This is a genomic window from Mycolicibacterium sp. 624, assembly GCF_040548615.1.
Classification (GTDB): Bacteria; Actinomycetota; Actinomycetes; order Mycobacteriales; family Mycobacteriaceae; genus Mycobacterium.
This window is the reverse complement of the sequence record NZ_JBEPRZ010000003.1, coordinates 107,394-122,823: the sequence shown is the minus strand read 5'-3', so window position 1 is coordinate 122,823 and position 15,430 is coordinate 107,394. Positions and strand designations below refer to the sequence as shown.

16 protein-coding genes are annotated in these 15,430 nt (G+C 68.6%); 6 read left to right on the top strand and 10 right to left on the bottom strand.

Annotated elements, in window-relative coordinates:
* Positions 1 to 9: 9 nt before the first annotated feature.
* Positions 10 to 504: a VOC family protein gene (locus ABIA65_RS13515; protein ID WP_354523865.1), complete on the bottom strand. Its 495-nt coding sequence runs from the start codon at positions 502 to 504 to the stop codon at positions 10 to 12.
* A 123-nt stretch (positions 505 to 627) separates the two neighbouring features.
* Complete coding sequence (locus ABIA65_RS13510; RefSeq protein ID WP_354523864.1) at positions 628 to 1,302, bottom strand: TetR/AcrR family transcriptional regulator; 675 nt, start codon at positions 1,300 to 1,302, stop codon at positions 628 to 630.
* Between the two features lie 118 nt (positions 1,303 to 1,420).
* Between ABIA65_RS13510 and ABIA65_RS13505 the strand changes: the two genes are divergently transcribed.
* The gene (locus ABIA65_RS13505) at positions 1,421 to 1,879 is read left to right on the top strand and encodes a nitroreductase/quinone reductase family protein (RefSeq protein WP_354523863.1); all 459 of its coding nucleotides are present in this window, start codon (positions 1,421 to 1,423) and stop codon (positions 1,877 to 1,879) included.
* An 11-nt stretch (positions 1,880 to 1,890) separates the two neighbouring features.
* On the opposite strand, the gene ABIA65_RS13500 is transcribed toward ABIA65_RS13505, so the two are convergent.
* The 6 genes from ABIA65_RS13500 to ABIA65_RS13475 all read right to left on the bottom strand — a co-directional run bounded on the left by ABIA65_RS13500 (position 1,891) and on the right by ABIA65_RS13475 (position 8,117).
* Positions 1,891 to 2,502: a SecDF P1 head subdomain-containing protein gene (locus tag ABIA65_RS13500; RefSeq protein WP_241405100.1), complete on the bottom strand. Its 612-nt coding sequence runs from the start codon at positions 2,500 to 2,502 to the stop codon at positions 1,891 to 1,893.
* A gap of 9 nt (positions 2,503 to 2,511) precedes the next feature.
* On the bottom strand, positions 2,512 to 3,234 hold the full coding sequence (locus tag ABIA65_RS13495; RefSeq protein WP_241405099.1) for an Rv1815 family serine proteinase: 723 nt from the start codon (positions 3,232 to 3,234) through the stop codon (positions 2,512 to 2,514).
* Between the two features lie 140 nt (positions 3,235 to 3,374).
* Positions 3,375 to 3,986, bottom strand: coding sequence for a LysM peptidoglycan-binding domain-containing protein (locus ABIA65_RS13490; protein WP_354523862.1), 612 nt, complete (start codon positions 3,984 to 3,986; stop codon positions 3,375 to 3,377).
* Positions 3,987 to 4,122: 136 nt separating this feature from the next.
* Complete coding sequence (locus tag ABIA65_RS13485; RefSeq protein ID WP_354523861.1) at positions 4,123 to 5,529, bottom strand: NAD(P)/FAD-dependent oxidoreductase; 1,407 nt, start codon at positions 5,527 to 5,529, stop codon at positions 4,123 to 4,125.
* A gap of 39 nt (positions 5,530 to 5,568) precedes the next feature.
* Positions 5,569 to 6,456, bottom strand: a complete 888-nt coding sequence (locus ABIA65_RS13480) for a sterol desaturase family protein (protein ID WP_354524214.1) — start codon at positions 6,454 to 6,456, stop codon at positions 5,569 to 5,571.
* 89 nt (positions 6,457 to 6,545) lie between these two features.
* Positions 6,546 to 8,117, bottom strand: a complete 1,572-nt coding sequence (locus tag ABIA65_RS13475; protein WP_354523860.1) for a carboxylesterase/lipase family protein — start codon at positions 8,115 to 8,117, stop codon at positions 6,546 to 6,548.
* 163 nt (positions 8,118 to 8,280) lie between these two features.
* Here ABIA65_RS13475 and ABIA65_RS13470 point away from each other — a divergent pair, with 163 nt between their 5' ends.
* From ABIA65_RS13470 to ABIA65_RS13460, 3 genes are read left to right on the top strand one after another with little or no spacing between them, the layout of a single operon-like run.
* Entirely contained in the window at positions 8,281 to 9,522 is a 1,242-nt protein-coding gene (locus ABIA65_RS13470; RefSeq protein ID WP_354523859.1) for an acyl-CoA dehydrogenase family protein, read from the top strand.
* Between the two features lie 38 nt (positions 9,523 to 9,560).
* The gene (locus ABIA65_RS13465) at positions 9,561 to 9,902 is read left to right on the top strand and encodes a DMT family transporter (protein WP_354523858.1); all 342 of its coding nucleotides are present in this window, start codon (positions 9,561 to 9,563) and stop codon (positions 9,900 to 9,902) included.
* Between the two features lie 2 nt (positions 9,903 to 9,904).
* Positions 9,905 to 10,228: a DMT family transporter gene (locus ABIA65_RS13460; RefSeq protein ID WP_241405644.1), complete on the top strand. Its 324-nt coding sequence runs from the start codon at positions 9,905 to 9,907 to the stop codon at positions 10,226 to 10,228.
* Here ABIA65_RS13460 and ABIA65_RS13455 read toward each other — a convergent pair.
* Entirely contained in the window at positions 10,197 to 11,396 is a 1,200-nt protein-coding gene (locus tag ABIA65_RS13455; protein ID WP_354523857.1) for an MFS transporter, read from the bottom strand. The two genes, ABIA65_RS13460 and ABIA65_RS13455, sit on opposite strands and share 32 nt — an antisense overlap.
* Before the next feature lie 21 nt (positions 11,397 to 11,417).
* On the opposite strand from ABIA65_RS13455, the gene lysA reads away from it, so the two are divergent.
* Complete coding sequence (gene lysA, locus ABIA65_RS13450; protein ID WP_354523856.1) at positions 11,418 to 12,701, top strand: diaminopimelate decarboxylase; 1,284 nt, start codon at positions 11,418 to 11,420, stop codon at positions 12,699 to 12,701.
* 5 nt (positions 12,702 to 12,706) lie between these two features.
* On the opposite strand, the gene ABIA65_RS13445 is transcribed toward lysA, so the two are convergent.
* Positions 12,707 to 13,171: a hypothetical protein gene (locus tag ABIA65_RS13445; RefSeq protein WP_354523855.1), complete on the bottom strand. Its 465-nt coding sequence runs from the start codon at positions 13,169 to 13,171 to the stop codon at positions 12,707 to 12,709.
* A 57-nt stretch (positions 13,172 to 13,228) separates the two neighbouring features.
* On the opposite strand from ABIA65_RS13445, the gene malQ reads away from it, so the two are divergent.
* Entirely contained in the window at positions 13,229 to 15,373 is a 2,145-nt protein-coding gene (gene malQ / locus ABIA65_RS13440) for a 4-alpha-glucanotransferase (protein ID WP_354523854.1), read from the top strand.
* Positions 15,374 to 15,430 lie beyond the last annotated feature (57 nt).

Genomic DNA, 15,430 nt, shown 5'->3' with positions numbered 1-15,430 from the left:
GGGCGGCACTCACTGTTGCTCCTGTTTGACGTAGTCGAAGAACTTCTGGATGTCGGGCGGAATGTAGGCGAACTCGAGGTAGGGCACGCCGGCCTCAGGTGCGGCCACGTAGGCGAAGTGCATGCCGCCTGCCATGGTGCCGCGTGTGATGACCGGAGTGCCGCGACCGTCCGCGTCGCGGCACATGGCGTCGAACGCCGCCTCATCCGGTGCGCTCACACACACGTGGTGCAGGCCTGGGCCGAACGCGTCGAGGAACTCGGAGTAGGGGCCGGTGCCCGACACCGGCTGGATGAGCTCCACCTGGGTGTCGCCGGCGTACGACAGCGAGATGTGCGCGACGAAGTCCGCGGGCTCACCGCGGTGGGTGCAGGCGTCCGGCGCGAACCTCACGTCCGGCATGCGCACCCACTTCCGGGCGCCCAGCAGTCCGGTCAACGCCATCTCGGTGGCGTCCAGATCATGCGTCACCCACGCGATCTGGACAGGTGTCTGGTCAGGCATCGCCTAGAGGATAACTCCGGTCCGCTTCGGTGGCTAGAACGTGTTCTAGTTCCGGACCGCCGAACGTGAAGAAGATGGCGAGAAGCCGCTCGCAACTCGCAATCTTCTTCACGTTCGGCGCGGTCAGAAGGTGTCGATCAGGATTGCGACCTGTCCGTCGAACACTGCACCCGGGTCCGACAGCGTGTCGGCGCCGTACTGGCCGAACACCTCGAGGCTGACCGCCCCGACGAGTGCCGCCCACGTCAGCAGGCACTTCATCACCACGGTGTCATCGCCGGCGAATCCGAACTCGGATCTGATGCCGTCGAAGTCCGCGGCGGTCGGCGGTGCCGCCACCGAGGCGTCCGAACCGATGTCGCCCGCGGTGATGCCCGCGTCGACGACCGCGAACAGTGTGCCCGCCACGCGGGTGCCCGGGCCGACCGTGAGCTGGGCAGGCGCGTGATAGCCGGGGACGGGGCTGCCGTAGAGCAGCGCCCACCGTGCGGGCTCGGCGACGGCCCAGCGCCGCACCGCGTGCGCCACCGCCCGCAGCTGCGCCCGCCAGTCCGACCCCGCGTCAACCCGTGCGGCGTCAACCGTGTCGGCCAGCTCCGAATAGGCGTCGACCAGAAGCAGGGTCAGAAGATCGTCGCGGCTGGCGACGTAGCGGTACACCGCCGAGGACGCCATGCCGAGGTCACGGGCGATCGCCCGCAGGGACAGGCCGGCGGCGCCGTGGGTGATCAGATGGCCGCGACCAAGCTCGACGATCCGTCGCTCGATGTGTTCGCGACTGTCCTGCCTCTTGCCCATGCTCGCAGTGTGACATAAACAAGAGCACTGCTCTTGAATTCTCGGGCCGGGCGTGTCAGTCTGAATAAGAGAGCAATGCTCTCGTTTCTAGCCGGTGTCAGCCCAGAACGGAGTGATGATGACCAAACCCCACGACACGACCAACCGTTACGAGGAGCCGAACCTCGCCGCACGTGCCCTCAACGAGCTCTTCCGCGGTCTCGCGGAGGCCGGGGTCAGCATCGCCGGGACACGCGCCGTGCGGATCCGCGGTCGCAAGACCGGCAAGCTCCGCGGCGTCGTCGTGAACCTGCTCGACGTCGACGGCCGCCAGTTCCTGGTGTCACCTCGCGGGAACACCCAGTGGGCGCGAAATGCCAGGGCGGCAGGTCAAGTCGAGATCGGACCGCGCTGGCGCAGGCGGATCGTGGACATCAAGGAGTTGGCCGACGACGCCAAGCCGGACATCCTCAGGCACTACCTGAAGCGGTGGTACTGGGAGGTGAGGGGCCACGTCGGCGGTCTCACGCCGGAGTCCACCGACCACGACCTGCGCGCTGTCGCGCCGTCCATCCCGGTGTTCGAGCTGGCGACGTAGGCCCGAACCGGTCAGGACCCGTCGCGCAGCATTCGCGCGATGGTCTCCGCGGTGGCCTTCGTCAGTTCTCCCGACAATTGGATCGACTGCCCGTCGATCGGTTGCGTTATCGCGGGAGCGGCCAATACCAGCCCATCACGGACGAAGGCGACCTGCTTGCCGATGTTGGCGGTGGTGTACTGCGCGAACGCGGCACTGGAGCGCGGCGCCATCACGATCTGCACGGTGTAGAACTCATTCATCGGCAACTTGATCGACTTGGCACCGGTGAGGTCGAGCTGCAGCGCCACCGGTTCCAGTTCATAGTGCGCCTTGAGCTCGACATCGCACGCCGGCTGCGGTTGAGCCGGCGGTGCCGGCGGCGGCGGGGGGCTGCACTGCCCCGGCTGCGCCTGGAACGCCTCTACCACGGGGCGAACCGCAAGCGGTTTGATGACAATTGGCGGCGCCGTCGAGGTGGGTGTTGCCACAGACGATTTCGCTGCGCGATCATTCGCGTCGCCTTGCAGGAAGGGCATCACAATGGCGGCCAGCGTGGTGCCCACCATCGCCAGGATTCCGATCGAGGCGAGAGCCGCGATGGCGATCTTGCGCCGCGACCATCCACGCGTTGAATCCCCCATGGGGGCATCCTATGCGGGGGCGACCGCCACCCCGGGGAGCGCCGCGCGCGCATCCATCACGCCCGCCGACGACTTGACGACTTCCTCCCGGATCTGCTGATCCGCCACCTGCCACGTCACCGCGGCGGGGAACTGACCCCACACGCTGTTGAACATGCCGATGATGGCCGCGCGTCCGTCGCCGGTGAGGGTGTAGACGGGTCCCCCCGAATCACCCTTCTGGCTGACCACACCGTTGGCCATGGTGAACCAGCCGTTGTTGACGGCCTCCACCGTGCCGCAACTCTCGCCGGTCACGACGCCGAAGTGGCACACCGGCTGACCCTGCTGCGGAGCCATCGCCGGATCAATGACCAGGGCACGGCCGACGGGAAGGATGTCGTTGAGTGCCACGTCGGGTGCCAGCGCGATGGTCTGCCAGTCCGAGATCTGATGATCGGTCGTGACAGTCGCCCCGTCGGGAGTGTTGTCCCGGAACAAGATCTGGTGCCCAATCACGCGACCGTCCCTGTCAGTGACGACCCCGTTGCTGCGGCAGTGCCCCGCCGTGTACGCCGTGCGCGTCGCGAGGTCGACGAAGCCCAGCGTGCACACGTTGGTGCCCTGCCGAACCTCCATGCCGGGAAAGACCACCACGCCGGGGTCTGCGCCGGCAGCTGGAATCGGCGCGAACATCACTGAGACGAGCGACGCGGCGGCGAGCGCCAGGACGCGCAAACATCCCTTGTGCATCGGATCCTCCGATCGGTCGTGGTAGCTGGCCGCTTAGCCTAACTCTAGGCAAAGGCGGCCCGGGCTGAAAAGCCCGGGCCGCCTCAGACCTAAGAGGGTTCCTCAGCCCTAAGAGTGTTTAGGGAAACCCTAAGGGTCCTTTAGGGAATCGTCAGAACCTGACCGGGATGGATGAGATCCGGGTTGGCGACGCCGCTGGCTTGAGCGATCTCCGGGTACCGGTTGCCGTCGCCGTAGAAGCGTTCGGCGATGGCCCACAAGGTGTCTCCCGACACCACGGTGTAGGTCCTCGGGGCGGGTGGCGGCGGCGGTGGCGGCGGAGCGGGCTCTGCCGGCGCGACTTCCTCCACGGCTGCCGGGACGACCTCGACCTCGGTGACCGCCGGCGGTGTGTCGGCGACCGGCGGCGCGGGCACCTCGTCGGTCTGCGTGTTCGACGACCAGGCCGGCCCGTCGAATCCATACAGCACGAGGTTGCGATCGTCCTGCAGGATCAGGCGAACGTCCTTGGCGCCCTTGGTATCGGTGTGCCACACCGGTTTGTCCGCCGTGTAGAGGACGAAGTTGCCGTCCTTCTGCACCTCGGCGCGAACGACGCTCTGGCCGTTCGTCTCGGTCGACCACACCGCCTTGTCCCCCGAGTACAGGACCAGGTTGCCGTCGTCCTGAAGCGTGACCTTGTAGGCCCCGTTCTTGGACGTCAACGACTGTCCGACCTCTAGCTTCTCGCCGTTTTGGAGTCTGTCTCCCACGATGAACACCTCATTTCTGGGTTAGCAGAAAGAAGCTTACTGACGGTGGTCGGCCTCGTGGCCGGTTCCGCTCCGGCTCGGCAGAACTGTTGGCAAACACTTGGTAGCGCGACGTTGAGCACGCAGGCGGGCTCGATCAGGAATCGAAGCCCAGCCCCACCGCATCGAGTGTCCGGAGCAGTAGGTTGCGCCGGCCAGCCGAGTGGTCGGCACGATCCAGTGACCATCTCGTCGCTTGAATTCCGATGCTGGCCAACGGTTCCGGAGGAAATGGCGGGGGTTTGCGGCGAACCATCTCGAGTTCGGTACGTGGCGTCGAGCTGCCGCTGAGGAGGTCGAGGCAGACGTCGGCGGCGAACCGCGCGGCCCCCACGCCCAGACCGGTGAAACCGTTGACATAGGCCACCCGACCGTCACGGGCCAGACCCCAGTGTGCGCAGAACCGGGTGTTGGTGTCTATGGCGCCGGCCCAGCGGTGACTGAAGCGGACATCGTCGAGCTGCGGAAAGGTGATGAAGAAGTGCGCGGCCAGGCGACGGTACGTCTCGGGCCGTTCCTCGTAGGCGGGGTTCACCTTGCGGCCGAAGTGGTAGACGGCGTCGTACCCACCCCACACGATGCGGTTGTCCTCGGTGAGGCGATAGTAGTGAAACTGGTTGGCGCAGTCGCCAATTCCCTGCCGGTTGCGCCAACCGATGCGGTCCAGCTGCGCGTCGGAGAGGGGCTCGGTCGACAGCACGTAGTCATACACCGGCACGGTGTGGAGCCGGTTTCGGCGGAGCAGGTGGGGGAAGACATTCGTCGCGAGCACGGCCTGGCGCGCGGTGATGACGGCACCGCCGGTGTCGATGCGCAGCGCCGCGCCACCGGAGTCGAGCGCACGTGCGTTGGTGTGCTCGTAGATCGCCACACCGGCCTCCTGGCAGGCGCGAGCGAGTTCGAACGCGAGCCTGGCGGGGTGGACGATCGCACAGGTATCGGCCTCGAACAGGCCCGCCAGATAGGTGGGCGAATGGACCTCAGCCTGAATCTCCGACCGATCGAGCAGGCGGCCCTCCCCCGCCTCTGCGGACTCCTGCAGCCATGTCACCTGGTGCGGTTCGGTGGCGACGGCGAGCATGCCGGTGCGCTGCCACTGCACGTCGAGGCCGAGTTCGGCGATCTCGTCCTGCATACCGTTCAGGTTCTCCAGCCCCATCGCCTGCAGGGTGTCGAACTCGCCTGCCCAGCGGGTCTTTCCGTTCTCCGCACCGTGGGTGATGCTGGCCTCGACGAAGCCGCCGTTGCGGCCCGATGCCGCCCAGCCCATCCGGTTGGCCTCGATCAGGACGACGCGTTGGTCGGGGTTGCGCCGGGCCGCGTGCAGCGCCGACCACAGACCGGCGTAGCCACCCCCGACCACGACGAGGTCGCACGTGATCGCGCCGGGTAGGCGTGGATAGCTGGGCCGCTCCATATCGAGCCACATCGGCTCGTGGGCGCTACCTGCCAGCGACCGCTCGACCAGAGCCGGGTCCACCTCACCATCGAAGACCGTGTCCACACCGCGACACTACGTGTCGGGCTGGCGCAGCGGCCGGATCTAGCCAGATGCGGTGATCGGCGCGGAGATGTCGGGTTGCGTCGTGGCGCGGGGCGCCCAGCCGGGCGGACCGAAGACATAGCCGAAACGATCGCGCCAGCGGTCCGCGCGGCGGACGTCGCGGGCGATCGCGACGTACTCGTGGGTTTGAAGCGTCCAGATGTTGTAGGTGTCGACCTGCTTGGTGAGTCCGTAGTGCGGCCGGAACAGTTCGTCGGCGTAGGTGCCGAACATGCGGTCCCAGATGATCAGAATGCCGCCGTAGTTCTTGTCCAGGTACTCGGCGTCCATACCGTGGTGCACGCGGTGGTGCGACGGGGTGTTGAAGATGAGTTCGATGGGGCGCCAGAGTCTTCCGATGCGCTCGGTGTGGACCCAGAACTGGTAGATGAGGTTGACCGAGAAACTGGCGAACACCATCCACGGCGGAACGCCCAGCAGTGGCAGTGGAATCCACAGCAGGATCTCACCGCTGTTGTTCCACTTCTGCCGCAGCGCCGTGGCGAAGTTGAAGTACTGGCTGGAGTGGTGGGCCTGGTGGGTCGCCCAGATCAACCGGACCCGGTGCGCGATGCGGTGATAGGTGTAGAACAGCAGGTCCACGCCCACCAGCGCGATGACCCACGTGTACCAGGCGCTCGACGGGAGGTGCCACGGCGCGACATAGGCGTAGATGGCGGCGTATCCGAGCAAGGCCAGGAACTTCCACGCCCCCGTCGTGGCGACCGACACCAGCCCCATCCACATGCTGGCCCACGCGTCCTTGCGCACGTATGCGCCGGAGGGCGCCCGGTCGTCCTCGAGCCTCTCGAGTTTGCGCGCCGCCGTCCACTCCACGACGAGAAGGAGCACGAAGAACGGGATCGCGAACAGCACGGGGTCGCGCATCTGCGGGGGCAGCACGTCCAAGAAATCTCGGATGCTGGTTAGCGCGTCCACGTCATCACCTCCGACAGACCAGCCTAGCTAGCGGGTGGTCACCGGAAGCTCAGGACGTCGTCACCCCAGGCGTCCCGCAACGCGCGGTCCGGATCGTCGAGCACGGCATCAGTCTTGTCGATCACCAGCGTCGCGCGATCGTCGGGCCGGTACGGCCGCCACTGCGGCTCGTCGGCGGACCCCGCCGGCTCGCCAGACCTCGCGAAGTTCACCCACCGCCTGCGCATCCGCTCCGAGACCGCGGTACCGGCCTTGAGCCCGCCGAGCTTGAACGTCGGGTCCTTGGGACCGGCGACGAGATTGCCCCAGACATACGGTAGTTCGGTGGCGTGTGCGGCCCCGAGGCGCAGCAGCCGCAGCATCGGCGTGGCCCAGTCGAACCGGTAGACATACACCGGAGCGACTGCGGCGTGACGCTGGGCGAACCAGATCGAGGGCATCCGGAAACCGATGTCGCGCGCCACCCCCATGCCGGGCGTCTTGCCGCGTCCGCGGTAGGTGGTGCCGAGTCGGTCCTGGCTCGGCACCGCCGCGTCGGGCTGCTCGAGTTCGATCTGAGCGAACATCGCCTTGATCGCCTCGGGCGTGATCGGCATCAACGGCGACTTCATGAACCGGAACAACGCCGCCTCGTGCTTGTTCGTGCCGATGATCAGCGGAACGGCGTGGGTGCGTCCGGCGCGGGCCACCTCCACCGGGTAGTCGGGCACCACGTCGCCGTCGACGATCGGCGCGAAGCCCAGGGTGCCCGGCGTGGTCACCGGAACCTCGTCGAAGACGCGTTTGGACGCCGCGAGGATCTCGGCGATGGGCATGTCCGGCAGTCGGTCGACATTGTCGGCGTCGACGGTGGCGGCATCGAGGAACCGTTGGGCGACGGCGCGTCCCCGGTCGGCGTCGTAGATCGAGGTCACGGGCGAGCTCTGCGCGATGGCGGCCGAGAACAGGCCCGCTGCCGCCGGGCTGGCGAGCAGGGTGGTCACGATCCCTGCGCCCGCCGACTCGCCGAACAGCGTGACCCGCTGCGGGTCGCCGCCGAAGCCTGCGATGTTGTCGCGCACCCACTGCAGGGCGAACAGCACGTCGCGTAGCCCCAGGTTGGTCTCGAACGTGGTGCGTGACGTTCTGAACGAGGACAGGTCGAGGAAGCCCAGCGCGCCGAGGCGATAGTTCACCGTGACGATCACGACGTCGCCACCGGCCGCGAACTCGCGCCCCCGGTAGAGCGATTGAGCCGAGGATCCCAGGATGTAGGCGCCGCCGTGCACCCACACCATCACGGGCTTGCCGTCACCCGGCTCGGTGCCTGACGGCGCCCACACGTTCAGGGTGAGGCAGTCATCACCCTGCGGGGCTCCCAGGTCGATGGGGATTCGTGGGTCGGTGGGTTGCGGGCAGACCGGTCCCACTCTGGTGGCCGCGGCCGGCTCGGTCCACCGCTGCGGTGCACGGGGCGCGCGCCACCGCAGCTCACCGACGGGGGGCGCCGCGTAGCGAACACCCCGCCACACCTTGACTATTCCGTCATCGACACCCCGCACCGGCCCGTTGCTGGTGTCGACGATCGACTCGTTGACTCTCGTGGCACCTGATGTCTGCGGATCAGCCATGTGCGATCCCAGGCGAATCGTTGAGACACATGACCTACACGGTACTCCCGCATACCGCCGCCCCCTGTGACTCGGAGCACTCTTCGGCAAACGCGGGCCGGTAAACAATCTCGGTGGTCGCAACCGTGGGGGACGCCGCGGCGAGTCCGTAGCGTTCGGCGCCATGAGCATCGACCTCGAAACCACCACGCCACTGCTGGCGTCCTCGCACGAGGCGCTTTCCACCGCGGACGCCGTCGCCGCCGAGATCGCCGTCGGTAGCGCCGAACGCGAGCGGGCAGGCGTTTCGCTGCTCCCCCAACTGCGCCTGGTGGCCGAATCGGGGCTGCTCGGCATCTCGGTGCCGACCGAGCACGGCGGACCCGGTCTGCCCGCATCGACCACGGTCGAGGTGCTGCGCAGGCTGTCGCGCGGCGACGGCGCCGTCGGCCAACTGTTGTTGTCGCACTTCGTGATCGCCAGGGCGATCGCCGGACTCGGGCAGGCCAATCCCGCCCCGCGCGTGTACGCCGACATCCTCGCCGGTGCGCAGATCGGCAACGCGACGGCCGAGCGTGGTACCAAGACCTCCCTGCAGCGCCGCACGACCGTGACGCCACGCGGTGACGGGACGTGGCTGCTCGAGGGAACCAAGTACTACGCCACCGGCACACTCGGCGCGACCTGGATCGCGGTGGCCGCTGTGGTCGGCGGGGGCGCGGGCGAGACGGCGACGGTCTTCATTCGACCCGAACAGCCCGGTGTCACACTGAATCTCGACAAGTGGTCGGCCTTCGGCCAGCGCGGGACGGCGAGCGGCGAGGTCCGCCTGGATGGCGTGATCATCGAGGCGGACCTGGTCATCGAGGAAGGTCTGCCGCCTCATCCCGTGACGGGACCGCCCAGCGCGCTTGGCCCGTTCGACCAGGCGCTGCACGCCGCGATCGACATCGGAATCGCCAGGGCCGCACTGGAGGACGGTGCGGAGTTCGTCCGCACCCGCTCGCGTCCATGGCAGGAGGCAGTCGACGCGGGCATCGAGCGCGCCGAGAATGAGCCGCACGTCGTTCGTCGCTTCGGTGAGTTCACCGCGCGTCTCTATGCCCTCGAGGCGCTACTCGCCCGCGGCACAGCACTCGTCGACGAGGCATATGCGCTACCCGAACTCACCAGGGAGGCCGCATCGGAGGCGACTCTGAGCGTGGCGGCGGCCAAGGCCCTGGCACAGGAGTTCGCCGTCGAGATCGCCAGCGGCATATTCGAACTGACCGGCACGTCGGGCACCGACAGCGCGGTGAACCTCGACCGGCACTGGCGCAACGTGCGCACCCACACACTGCACGACCCCGCCCGCTGGAAGTACGTGCATCTGGGCAACCACACGCTCTCGGGTGCCACGCCCCCGCGGCTCGGCCTGGTCTACTAGGCGGCAAGAACACGGCGCGTTCTCCGTTAGGTTGAGGCGTGCGCAAGTGGGTGCTGCTGACTGCAGCCATCGTCATGGAGGTCGCGGCGACGTTATCGCTGCGGGCATCGCAGGATCACCCGGCGTGGCTGGGTGTCGTCATCGTCGGCTACGTCGGCGCCTCCGTCCTACTCGCCCTGGTGCTGCGCGAGGGCATGGCGGTCGGTGTCGCCTACGGCATCTGGGGTGCCTCGGGCACGGCGCTCACCGCGGTCCTGGCCGCCGTGCTGTTCCGTGACGCGTTGACGTGGGCGATCGCGGCAGGTATCGCCTTGATCATCGCCGGTGTGCTGTTCGTGGAACTCGGGTCCCGCTCGCATGCAACGGATTCCACCTCGTGATGATCTGGCTCGCGCTGGCAGGGGCGATCGGCATCGAGGTCCTCGGCACGTTGGGCCTGCGGGCGTCTGACGGCCTCCGCAAGAAGGTGTGGATCGCGCCCGTGATCGTGGCGTACCTGACGTCCTTCTACCTGTTGTGGCTGGCGTTGAAACTCGGCATGCCGGTGGGCATTGCCTACGGGATCTGGACGGCGTGTGGTGTCGCGCTCGTCGCGGTCATCGCCAAGTACCTGTTCGGCGACCCGCTGACGGGCAGGATGATCATCGGCATAGGCCTCATCGCGGCCGGTGTCCTCACGATCGAGTTGGCGGGCGTCGTCCACTGAGGGCCCCCGCCGCGGCGATGACGGCGAGACCCGCGGCGGGCACCACGAGCAGACCGATCCGCAGGCTGGTGGCGTCGGCGATGGCACCGACCACGGGCGGCGCGGCGACGAAGCCCAGCCGCATCAGCCACGCCACTGCGGTCAGCCCGCTACCCGCACGCAGGCCGGGTAGTCGGTCGGCGGCGTGCATCGCCGCGGGTATCACCGTCGCGATACCGATACCTGCCGCAGCGAACCCCGCGATGGTGCTGGGCACGCTGGGAAACAGCAGCGCGGCACCCATACCCGCCGCGGTGATCGATCCGCCGGCGCGCGCCACCGCGCGCTCACCGAACCGGTCGACCAGGCGGTCACCGGTCATCCGTCCGACGAACTGGAACGCCAGCAGCGCGACGTAGCCCAGAACGGCGACGCCACCGGCCGCACCGAGGTCGTCGCGCAGGTACAGCGTCGCCCAGGAGCTGCCGGCATCCTCGACGACGGAGCCCGCCGTCGCGATCACCACCAACAGCGTCAATGTCAGATAGACCCGTCGGCCGGCCCCGCGGCCCCGGCGCCCGTTGACCGAATCGTGCTCGTCCTCGACCGCGTCGGGGCCGTGCAGCAGGTAGCGGTAGGCCGTCACCGCGACGCCAACGAAGAGGACGCCGGTCGCACCGATGTGCAGTTCGCGGGGCACATGGAAGGCGATGGCACCGGCGGCCATCACGCTTCCGAGGACGGCGCCCAGGGACCAGATGCCGTGCAGCGAGTTGATGATGGAACGCCCGTGGGCGCGCTGCACCCGGAGCCCCTGCGTGTTCTGCGCCACGTCGACCACGGCGTCGCATGCACCCCCGGCGAACAGGGCGACGGCGACGAGCAGTGTGGTGGGTGACGCAGCGGCCGCGAAGGTCAGCAGCGCGATGCCCGCCGTGCCAAGCACCGCGAGCCGTGCCGAGGTGAGCCGGCGGATCAGTGCGGCCGCGGCCAGCCCGGCGGCCAGGGCGCCGATGGGATACGCGGCGATGACGGTTCCGTAGGCGGTGTTCGACAGTGCGAGGTCGGCCTTGATCTCCGGCAGACGCGGGGCCAGGTTCGCGAACAGGGCACCGTTGGTGAGGAACAACGCGGCCACAGCGCGCCGGGCCCCGCGGATCTGCGCCTCATTGCTCACCACTGGCGCCATGCCGGGGACGATACTGGGTCGGTGACGACCGGGTTCGAGCCGACTGACGCCGACCTACTTGGCCTCTTCCCGCCTGGTTCGCGGGTGGCCGACGATGGCGCGCTGGTGGTGGGCGGTTGCCGGCTCGAGGACATCGCCGCGGAGTTCGGCACGCCGGTCATCGTGGTGTCGCGGGACGCGCTGGTTCGGCGGGCTCGCGAGTACCTGTCGGCGTTTCGCAGTCGCTGGCCGCGCGCCGACGTCGCATTCGCGTCGAAGTCGTTCCCGTGCACGGCGGTTCAGCGCGTGATGGTCGAGGAGGGCCTGCACCTGGACGTCGCGGGTGCTGGCGAGATCCTGACCGCTTGCAAAGCCGGGGTCGACCCGGCGCGGCTGATCCTGCACGGCAACGCCAAGACCGACGAGGAGATCGAACTCGCCGTCGCGCGAGGCGTCGGGCTGATCGTCGTGGACAACTTCGATGACATCGACCGGTTGGAGCGCACCGCGAGCGCGGACCGCCCGCAGGCGTGCCTGGTCCGCGTCATCCCCGGTGTCGATGCCGATACCCACGCATCGCAGGCCACCGGTCACGCGGGGTCGAAGTTCGGGCTCGCGCCGTCCGATGCCCGCGATGCCATCGAACGGATCCGGCGCAGCCCGGTGCTGCGGCTCGACGGTGTGCACACCCACGTCGGCTCACAGCTGCTGGATGTCGACCAACTGGCCGCGGCGGTCCGGCCGATCGCCGCACTCGGCACATTCGACACCTATGACCTGGGTGGCGGCCTCGGCGTGCGCTACACCTACGACGAGAACGCCCCCAGCCTGGACTCGTATGCCGCGGCCATGATCGATCAGGCCAGGGCGCTGCTGCCTGCGGACAGTCGCGTCATCGTCGAACCCGGCCGCAGCATGGTGGCCGGCGCGGCGTGCACGCTGTACCGCGTCACCACGGTCAAACGTGGGCAGGTCACGCACGTCGCCGTCGACGGCGGGATGGGTGACAACCTGGAGGTGTCGCTCACCGGCCAGCGGTTCGAGGCGGCAATGGCGAACAGGTTCGGTGTCGGCGGCGAGGTCGTCACCGTCGTGGGCAGGCACTGCGAATCAGGCGATCAGCTGGTCGACGGCATCGCGCTGCCGGACCCCGCCGTCGGTGACCTGCTCGCGGTGCCCGTGACGGGCGCCTACTGCTACACGATGTCGAATCAGTACAACGGTGCGCGGCGGGTACCGGTGGTCTTCGCCGAGAACGGCGCGGCGCGGCTGGTGGTCCGGCGTGACACGTGGGATGACCTGCTGTCCCGCGACGTCGAGCCCTAACCGCGTCAACCGGTGGGCGGCGCGGGCTCCGCGGGCAACTCGGGCGGCGCGGGCAGCTCGGGCAGGGGCCTGCCGTCGGCGTCCTGGTCACGCTGACCGAGCAGCCCGCCCTCGAGCCCGCCGTCCTGGTAGCTGCCCCAGAGCCGACGCAGGTACTCCCACTTCGAGACGTCGGCGTTCTCCTCCCCCGGTTCCACGCCGACGATCTGTCCCTGACCGGGGGCCGACGGCTCGGCATATTGCGGCAGTAGATAGGCGTTGTTCAGCGGGTTCTGATTGGGCCGCGCGACCGGTTCCGCCCCGGGCGGTGAGGGAACCGCGTGCTGCGGCAGGAGCAACTCGCCCTGGTTCAGCGGCGCCGGGACGGTCGGCACCGCGGGTACCTGCGGCGGCGGTTCCGCACCTGCCTGCGCGGCGAGCGCGATCGCGGCCGCGACGGCCAGCGCGGCGGGGATCGGCAGGACGTGCACGCCCCGAACGTAGCGGCCAACCGGCGCGTCGGCGGCACAACCGGCAAGATTGCGGGCATGAGTGAGCTGCCCCCATCGTTGGTCGAACTGGCTCACCGCTTCGGTGTCGCGACCGGCTTCGACGATTGGACCGGTGGGCACCGGTCAACGCCGGAGGCGACGTTGGTGGCTGTGCTCGCCGCGTTGGGGGTGACGGCGGACAGCGAAGATGACAGGGCCGCAGCGCTTTTGGCACACGATCGCGAGTACTGGTCACGCTGCGTGCCGCCCACCGTCGTGACTCGCAGCGACCGCACGTCATCGTTCTGGGTCCACGTCACGCACGGCGATCCGGTCGGGGTGTGGATTCGACTGGAGGACGGCACCGTCCGCACCGGCCTGCGTCAGCTGGAGAACCTCACGCCGCCGTATGACCTGGATGGTCGTCCGATCGGCGAGGCGACATTCGAGTTGCCCGCGGATCTGCCCCTGGGCTATCACCGGCTGCATGTGCAGGCCGGCCCGCAGGATGCCTCGACGCCGCTGATCGTCACACCGGCCACAGCTCGGCTGCCCGCGCGACTCGGGGCGGGCCGGACCTGGGGTCTGGCGACACAGCTCTACAGCGTCAGGTCCGAGAAGTCCTGGGGTATGGGCGATCTCACCGACCTCACCGATATGGCGGTGTGGTCGGCCGCGCGGCACGGCGCCGGTTTCATCCTGGTCAATCCGCTGCACGCGGCCGCACCGATCGCCCCGATGGAACCCTCCCCCTACCTGCCGACATCGCGCCGCTTCACCAATCCGATCTACCTGCGCGTCGAGGCCATTCCCGAGTACGCCGACGCGCGTCACCGCGGCAGGCTGCGCAAGGCCCGTGCGGCGGCCCAAGCGCATGCCGAGACCTCGGAGCTGATCGACCGCGATGCGGTCTGGAAGGTCAAGCGCGCGGCGCTGCGGGCTGTGCATCTGGTGCCCCGTTCGGCGGGGCGCGATCTGGCCTATGCCGCGTTCCGCGCGCGGGAGGGCGGCAGCCTCGAAGACTTCGCCACGTGGTGCGCGCTGGCCGAGGAGTTCGGCGGGGACTGGCATGACTGGCCCGCGCAGTACCGTCACCCGGCATCTGCTGCGGTCGCGGACTTCGCCGCCGAGCACCACGACACCGTCGACTTCCACCGTTGGCTGCAGTGGCAGCTCGACGACCAACTCACCGCCGTGCAGGCCACCGCGCGGCAGGTCGGGATGTCGCTGGGCGTCATGCACGACCTCGCGGTGGGCGTGGACCCCGACGGCGCGGACGCGTGGGCACTGCAGGACGTTCTGGCGCTCGGCGTCTCCGGTGGTGCCCCGCCCGACGAGTTCAATCAGCTGGGGCAGGACTGGTCGCAGCCGCCGTGGCGTCCTGACAAGTTGGTGGAGGCTTCCTACGCCCCGTTCCGCGCGGTGGTCAGTGCCGTGCTCCGGCACGCGGGCGGGGTGCGGATCGACCACATCATCGGGTTGTTCCGGCTGTGGTGGATACCCAGCGGCATGCCTCCGACCGAGGGCACCTATGTCAGATACGACCACGAGGCGATGATCGGGATCGTCGCGCTGGAGGCGCATCGTGCCGGGGCGGTGGTGGTCGGTGAGGACCTGGGCACCGTGGAGCCATGGGCGCGTGACTACCTCAGGGAGCGGGGTCTGCTCGGAACCTCGATCCTGTGGTTCGAGCGGGACGGCTCCGGCGGACCGCTGCCCGCAGCGCAGTGGCGGGAGTACTGCCTGTCCGCGGTCACGACGCACGATCTGCCGCCGACTGCCGGTTACCTGGCGGGCGAGCACGTCCGCATCCGGGAGGAACTTGGCCTGCTCACGCGTCCGGCCGCCGAGGAGATCGCCGATGACCGCGCCGCGCAGGCTGCGTGGATGTCCGAGCTGCGACGGGTGGGGCTGCTGGCGGACCGGGACGGCGTGGAGCCCACGGTCGAGCAGGTGGTGACCGCGCTGCACGCCTATCTGGGGCGTACCTCGTCGCGGCTGCTCGCCCTCGCCCTGCCCGACGCAGTCGGCGACGTGCGGGCCCAGAACCAGCCGGGGACCACCGATGAGTACCCGAATTGGCGGGTACCGCTGACCGGGCCGACAGGCAGTCCACTGCTGCTAGAGGACGTCTTCACGGATGCTCGCGCTGCGGCGCTCGCCGATGTGATGCACCATCAGGTAACGATCTCCCCCGAGTGACCGTAGTTCCTCACGGGAGTTAACTGCGATATGTTCGCAACCGCACCGCGACATCCG